Here is a 6,986-nt window from a genome sequence, read left to right on the forward strand (position 1 = left end):
CGTGTATTCACGGCAACGTGCCAGGAACCCGATGGCACAATCACGGTCCCTTTCATGTGCCCTTCACCGGGCGCGCGCCGCACCGCGGCGCCGATTCAACGCACCAGAAGGCCCCTGTTTTCCCCTATGACCCTGAACGAATCCTGGTTTGCGCCGCTCGTCGGCATCCTCATCCTGCTCGCTGCCGCCGGCGCGATCACCACCGCCGTCCATTTCCTGCTGTTCCGCGTGGTCGCGCGGCTCGCACGGCTTTCCGCCACGCGCGTCGACGATGCGCTGTTCGAGTTCGGCGCGTTCAAGTGGCTGAACCGCATCGTCCCGTTCGTCGTGGTCAAGCTCGGCCTCGGCACGGTACCCGGCATTCCCGAGACGGCCGCGCAGGCCGCCGACAAGGTGCTGTTCGCGCTGATCGTGTTCCTCGTGACGATGACCGTCAGCGCGACGCTGTCCGCACTCGAACACACGCACCGCACATACCAGCGCGATCAGCGCGGCCAGCCGCACCTGTCGCTGAAAGGCGCGATGCAGCTCGTCAAGCTCGTGATGTTCATCACGGCAGCCCTGGTCGTGATCGGCGACGCGACCGGCAAGCAGATCGGCCTGCTGCTGTCCGGCATCGGCGCGATGTCGGCGGTGCTGATGCTGATCTTCAAGGACACGCTGCTCGGCCTCGTCGCGGGCGTGCAGCTGTCGTCGAACGACATGCTGCGGATCGGCGACTGGATCACGATGCCGTCGGCCGGTGCGGACGGTACCGTCATCGACATCACGCTGAACACCGTCAAGGTCGCGAACTTCGATCACACGATCATCACCGTGCCCACCTGGAAGCTGATCACCGAGAGCTACCAGAACTGGCGCGGGATGACCGAAGCGGGCGGGCGCCGCATCAAGCGCGCGCTGTTCGTCGACGCGACGAGCGTGCGCTTTCTCTCCAACGACGAGATCGAACGGCTCGAACGCCTGACGCTGCTGAAGGACTATCTCGAGGACAAGGTCGACGCGATCGAGCAATGGAACGGCACGCTCGGCGCGGCCGGCGACTGCGCGGCGAACCGCCGCCAGTTGACGAACCTCGGCACGTTCCGCGCGTATGTCGCGAACTACCTGAAAGGCCATCCGCGCATCCGCCGCGACATGACCTGCATGGCGCGGCAACTGCCGCTCACGGCCGAGGGCATTCCGCTCGAACTGTACTGCTTCACCGATACGACGACGTGGGTCGACTACGAAACCATCCAGTCCGACCTGTTCGACCACCTGATCGCCGTGCTGCCGGAGTTCGGGCTGCGCGTGTACCAGCACCCGTCGGGCTTCGACATGCGGCAGATGGTCGGCGCCGCGCAAGCCGGGCTGCAGGCGCCGCACGCGGGTTGATGCGCGCGATGGCGGCCGGTCATCGGCCGCCGCTCGCCGCGTGGCCCCCTGCACTCAGCGCGCCGCGCACTCCGACGCGAGCCGCCCGAGCACCTTCAACGCGTCCTCGATCTGCCGCGACCACGGATAGCTGTAGTTGAGCCGGATGAAATGCCGGTAATCGGTACTCGCCGAGAACATATGCCCGGGGCCGACCGTGATCCCCTGCGCGAGGGCCAGCGCATACAGCTTCATCGCGTCGACCTGCTTCGGCAGCTCGACCCACAGCACGTACCCACCCTGCGGCTGCGACAACCGCGTGCCTTCCGGGAAGAAACGCCGCACCATTGCACTCATCAGGCTCGCCTGCTGCGCGTACTGCTTGCGCATGCGTCGCAGGTGGAAATCGTAGCCGTCGAATTTCAGGTACTCGGCGATCGCGAGCTGCTCGATCGCGGGCGTCGCGAGCGTGTTCAGGAATTTCAGCTTCTCGACCTGGTCGCGGTAGCGGCCCGGCATCGCCCAGCCGATCCGGTAGCGCGGCGACAGGCTCTTTGTGAACGACGCGCAATGCAGCACGAGCCCGTCGTGGTCGAACGACTTCAGTGCGCTCGGCGTCGTGTCGCCGAAGTGCAGTTCGTGATAGACATCGCTCTCGATCGCCGGCACGCCGTGCTTCGCCAGCAGTTCGACGAGCGCGCGCTTGCGCGTGTCGGGCATCTGGAAACCGAGCGGATTCTGGAAGTTCGGCATCACCATGCACGCGGCGATGCGCTCGCGTTCGAGGATCCGTTCGAGCGCGTCGAGATCGATGCCATCGACCGGGTGCGTTGCGACCTCCAGCGCGCGCATGCCCATCCGCTCGATCGCGTGCAGCATCGCGTAGAAGGTCGGCGACTCCACGGCGATCGTGTCGCCCGGCTTCGCGACGGCCTGCAGGCACAGGTTGATCGCCTCGGTCGCGCCGATCGTCACCACGATCTCGCCGGGTTCGACCGCGATCCCGCGCTCCGCATAGCGCCGCGCGATCTGGCGGATCAGCTCCTGGTTGCCGGGCGGCAGATCGTCGATCACGCCCCAGCGCGTGCGGCGGCGGCCGATCGTCTGCGCATAGCGCGCGAGACGCTGCACCGGAAACTGCGACGCATCGGGATACGGCGAGCCGAGCGGCACCGCGTCGTCGCGCGAGATCGAGCGCAGCGTCGACAGCACCAGCCGGCTCACGTCCACGGCCGACGGCTCGGCAGCCGGCGCCGACATGTGCAGCTCGGCCTCGGCCGGCGCCGACGCGCGTGCGCGGACGAAATAGCCCGACTGCGGCCGGCTCTCGATCAGGCCGCGGCTTTCCAGCACGAGGTACGCGCGCAGCACGGTCGTGACGCTGAGCTGCTGCTGCCGGCTCGCCTGCCGCACCGACGGAATCCGCTCTCCGGGCCGGTACACGCCACGCTCGATCTGCGCCTGGAGATCGTCGGCCAGTTGTTCGTAACGCTTCATGCGCCTTCCTTTCAACTTCCCTTCAACAACACAGTTGCGATCCGCACTGTATGAATGGCCGCAACTGTACTCTTTTTTGAAGTGAACAGGTGTACACACAGCCGGACGGGGGCCGCGCGTACTCTGCACCCATCGACCCCGACACCCGTTGCATCATGAAAAAGAAATCCGCTACCGCGCGCATCGAACCGTACACCCACCCGGCCGCCGGCTGGGGTGCGCTGAAAGCCGTCACGATCAACCTGATCAAGGAAAAGGTCGCAGGCGGCAACTACCGTACGCTGCTGCGCCAGAACCAGCCGGACGGTTTCGACTGCCCGGGCTGCGCGTGGCCCGACCGCCAGCACGCGTCGACGTTCGAATTCTGCGAAAACGGCGTGAAGGCCGTGGCCGCCGAAGCGACGAGCAAGCGCGTGACGCCCGAATTCTTCGCCGCGCACACGGTCACCGAACTGCTCGAACAGTCGGACTTCGCACTCGAACAGCACGGCCGGCTCACCGACCCGATGGTGTACGACGCGCAGACCGACCATTACGTGCCGATCGCGTGGGACGACGCGTTCGAACTGATCGCACGCCACCTGCGCGCACTGCCCGACCCGAACCAGGCCGCGTTCTACACGTCCGGCCGCGCCAGCAACGAAGCGGCGTTCCTGTACCAGCTGCTCGTGCGGCTGTACGGCACGAACAACTTCCCTGACTGCTCGAACATGTGCCACGAAGCGACGAGCCGCGGGCTGCCCGCGTCGGTCGGCGTCGGCAAGGGCACCGTCACGCTCGACGATTTCGAACATGCGGACACACTGCTGATCTTCGGCCAGAACCCGGCCACCAACCACCCGCGGATGATGGGCGAGCTGCGCGAGTGCGCGAAGCGCGGTGCGACGATCGTGTCGATCAACCCGCTGAAGGAGCGCGGCCTCGAACGCTTCGCCGATCCGCAAAGCCCCATCGAAATGCTGACGATGTCCGGCACGAAGATCGCATCGACGTTCATCCAGCCGACGATCGGCGGCGATTTCGCGCTGATCAAGGGGATGGCGAAGCGCGTGCTCGAACTCGACGACGCCGCGCGCGCCGCCGGTGCGCCGCGCGTGCTCGACACCGCATTCATCGGCGAGCACACAGCCGGCTTCGACGCATTCGCCGACGACCTGCGCAATGAAAGCTGGTCCGCGCTGACAGCCGAAAGCGGCGTGCCGTACGAACAGATCGACAGCCTCGCGCAGCTCTATGCACGCAGCGAGCGCGTGATCGCGACTTGGGGCATGGGCATCACGCAGCACAAGCATTCGGTCGCGACCGTGCAGATGCTGACGAACCTGATGCTGATGCGCGGCAACATCGGCCGCCCGGGCGCGGGCCTGTGCCCGGTGCGCGGCCACTCGAACGTGCAGGGCAACCGCACGGTCGGCATCGAGGAAAAGCCGTCGCAGGCGTTCCTCGACCGGCTCGGCCAGGTGTTCAACTTCGAACCGCCGCGCCACCACGGCTACGACGTCGTCGAGACGATCGAGGGGATGCTCGAAGGCCACGTGAAGGTGCTGATCGGCCTCGGCGGCAACTTCGCGATGGCGACGCCCGACACGCCGCGCACGTGGGAAGGCATGCGCCGCTGCGACCTCTCCGTGCACATCACGACGAAGCTGAACCGCAGCCACCTGATCCACGGCCGCGACGCGCTGATCCTGCCCACGCTCGGCCGCACCGAAATCGACCTGCAGGACAACGTCGCGCAAGGCGTGACGGTCGAGGATTCGATGAGCATGGTCCACGTGTCGTACGGGATGAACAAGCCGGCGTCGCCGAACCTGATGTCGGAGCCCGCGATCGTCGCGCACATGGGCCATGCCCTGTTCGGCAGCGGCAAGATCGACTGGCTCGCGTACAAGGACGATTACGCGAAGATCCGCGACGCGATCGAGGCGACGCTCGACGGCTTCTACGACTACAACACGCGCATCGCGCGGCCGGGCGGCTTCCACCTGCGCGTCGCGTCGCGCGACCGCGAATGGCTCACGCCGACGGGCAAGGCGAACTTCATCGCGCACGCGCTGCCGGCCGACACGCCGATCCAGCGCGCCCGCGCGCTGCACGGTGAACGGCTGATGACGCTGATGACGACGCGTTCGCACGACCAGTACAACACGACCGTCTACGGGCTCGACGACCGCTATCGCGGCGTGTTCGGCCAGCGCCGCGTGGTGTTCGCGAATCGCGACGATCTCGCGATGCTCGGCCTGAAGGCCGGCGAATGGGTCGACATGGAAACCGTGTGGCACGACGGCATCGAGCGGCGCGCGGACGGCTTCCTGCTCGTCGAATACGACATCCCGCGCGGCTGCATCGGCGCGTACTACCCGGAAACCAACCCGCTCGTGCCGCTCGACAGCGTCGGCGACGTGTGCAACACGCCGACGTCGAAGTCGATTCCGGTGCTGCTGCATCGCGCGGCCGCGCCGGCCTCGATCGCAGCCTGACGGAGCACGGCGATGATCGTTCGTCCGCGCGAGCACTGGCTGCGGATGCTGCTCGTCTGGAACGGCTCGGTGCTGCCGACCATCCTGCCGCAGCTCGTGCTGACGCTCGCGATCAGCCTCGTCGCGGTATGGGGCGGCGGCCGCGTGCTCGGTGAGAAGGTGCCGCTGAACCCGACGCCGTTCACGCTGATCGGCCTCACGCTCGCGATCTTCGCGGGGTTTCGCAACAACGCGAGCTACGAGCGCTACCGCGAGGGGCGGCAACTGTGGGGCGGCGTACTGACCGCCACGCGCACGCTGGTGTCGCAGGCGCTCTGCTACGGCGCGATCGACCGTGACGATGCATCGCGGCGCGCGTTCGTGCGGACGGTCGTCGCGTACGTGTATGCGCTCAAGCATCAACTGCGCGGCACCGATCCGGCCGCGGACCTGCGCGGACTGCTCGACAGCACCGCCTATACGCGTGTCGCCGCTTCGCGGTTCCGCCCGGTCGTGATCGTTCACGAACTGCGCGAAGCGTTCGCTGCACGTGCCGATGCGGGCCGCCTCGCCGACACTCGCCTGTGGATGCTCGACGCGCGCCTCGACGATCTCGTGTCGATGGTGAGCGGCTGCGAACGGATCGCGTCGACGCCGATCCCGTTTTCATACGACGTGCTGCTGCACCGGACCATCTACGCGTACTGCGTGCTGCTGCCGTTCGGTCTCGTCGACTCGATCGGCGCGGCGACGCCGTTCGTCAGCGTGTTCGTCGCCTATACGCTGATCGCGCTCGACGCGATCGCGCATGCAATCGCCGAGCCGTTCGGCGACGGGCCGAACCATCTCGCACTCGATGCGATGACGCGGCAGATCGAGCGCACGCTGCTCGAACTGAACCGCGAGCCGCTGCCGGCGGAAGTCACGCCCGGCAAGGCTTATCGTCTCAGTTGATCCGGCCGACTCAACCCGACAGCGGCACTCGTGACGGCTTCTGCATCGGCTAACCCACTGACGAGGTCAGCAGCACGCTTCCAGCGCTCTTGAAATTGACATGTACCACTGCACTTTGCCGAAGTGACGGAAAGTCAGGTTCCTGGGCGGGCGCTACGCTCGCAGTCATATCTTTCTGATTGCGCAGGTGCTTGAGCGTATTGTCGACGGAGTCGATAAACTCGATCGGAATCGTCCTCATATTTTTGAATGAGAGGCGATCGGCGACGCTCCATCCGGCTATGTCGAATGCCCGCTCCTGACCGTCGCGAGTTCCGGTTGTCCATGCGCGGCCTCCTGATCATGAAGCGTAGCCTCACCGGGAAGTCGCTTTCCGTTTGGCCCGGTGGGCTCGGAAAGTCAGCGGATAAGCTATCCGAAAACCCGAGCCCACACCGCCCGAATGCGTCGCGCGCGGTCCTCGAAGAGATATGACGCCACAAGCGTAAAGACACCTGAAATTGCACCCGTCACGATGTGCTCGACATAGGGGATACGGTAGTGACTCGCGTGGGAGTAGGCGTCGCCCAACGTTGTCAGGACACCAACGATCAGTGAGCTTCCCCTGAAATTTCGCCTTCCAAGAGGTCGTGTATAAACTCGACGGAAAGGAAGGAAATCAGGCATGTTCAAGGTACCGAAACAGGTGTACACGGCGGAGTTCAAGGTTGCCGCCGTACA

The 6,986-nt window shown here is 65.8% G+C and carries 4 protein-coding genes and 1 pseudogene; 3 read left to right on the plus strand and 2 right to left on the minus strand.

From position 1 onward, the window contains the following. The first annotated feature begins 126 nt into the window (after positions 1 to 126). Positions 127 to 1,377 carry a mechanosensitive ion channel family protein gene (locus tag G3O06_RS33230; RefSeq protein ID WP_205818737.1) on the plus strand — a complete coding sequence of 417 codons (1,251 nt, stop codon included), beginning with the start codon at positions 127 to 129 and terminating at the stop codon, positions 1,375 to 1,377. Between the two features lie 54 nt (positions 1,378 to 1,431). Here G3O06_RS33230 and G3O06_RS33235 read toward each other — a convergent pair whose 3' ends face one another. Beyond that, on the minus strand, positions 1,432 to 2,853 hold the full coding sequence (locus G3O06_RS33235) for a PLP-dependent aminotransferase family protein (protein WP_205818738.1): 1,422 nt from the start codon (positions 2,851 to 2,853) through the stop codon (positions 1,432 to 1,434). A gap of 155 nt (positions 2,854 to 3,008) precedes the next feature. Between G3O06_RS33235 and G3O06_RS33240 the strand changes: the two genes are divergently transcribed. Both G3O06_RS33240 and G3O06_RS33245 read left to right on the plus strand, forming a co-directional pair. Then, positions 3,009 to 5,333, plus strand: coding sequence for an FdhF/YdeP family oxidoreductase (locus tag G3O06_RS33240; protein WP_205818739.1), 2,325 nt, complete (start codon positions 3,009 to 3,011; stop codon positions 5,331 to 5,333). 12 nt (positions 5,334 to 5,345) lie between these two features. Then, the gene (locus G3O06_RS33245) at positions 5,346 to 6,266 is read left to right on the plus strand and encodes a bestrophin family ion channel (protein WP_205818740.1); all 921 of its coding nucleotides are present in this window, start codon (positions 5,346 to 5,348) and stop codon (positions 6,264 to 6,266) included. Positions 6,267 to 6,677: 411 nt separating this feature from the next. Here the strand turns inward: G3O06_RS33245 and G3O06_RS49305 are convergent. Continuing rightward, positions 6,678 to 6,869 (minus strand): annotated as a pseudogene (locus tag G3O06_RS49305) (hypothetical protein); the annotation flags it as partial. Between the last annotated feature and the right edge of the window lie 117 nt (positions 6,870 to 6,986).

This window comes from Burkholderia sp. Ac-20345 (assembly GCF_017104825.1).
Taxonomy (GTDB): Bacteria; Pseudomonadota; Gammaproteobacteria; order Burkholderiales; family Burkholderiaceae; genus Burkholderia; species Burkholderia lata_B.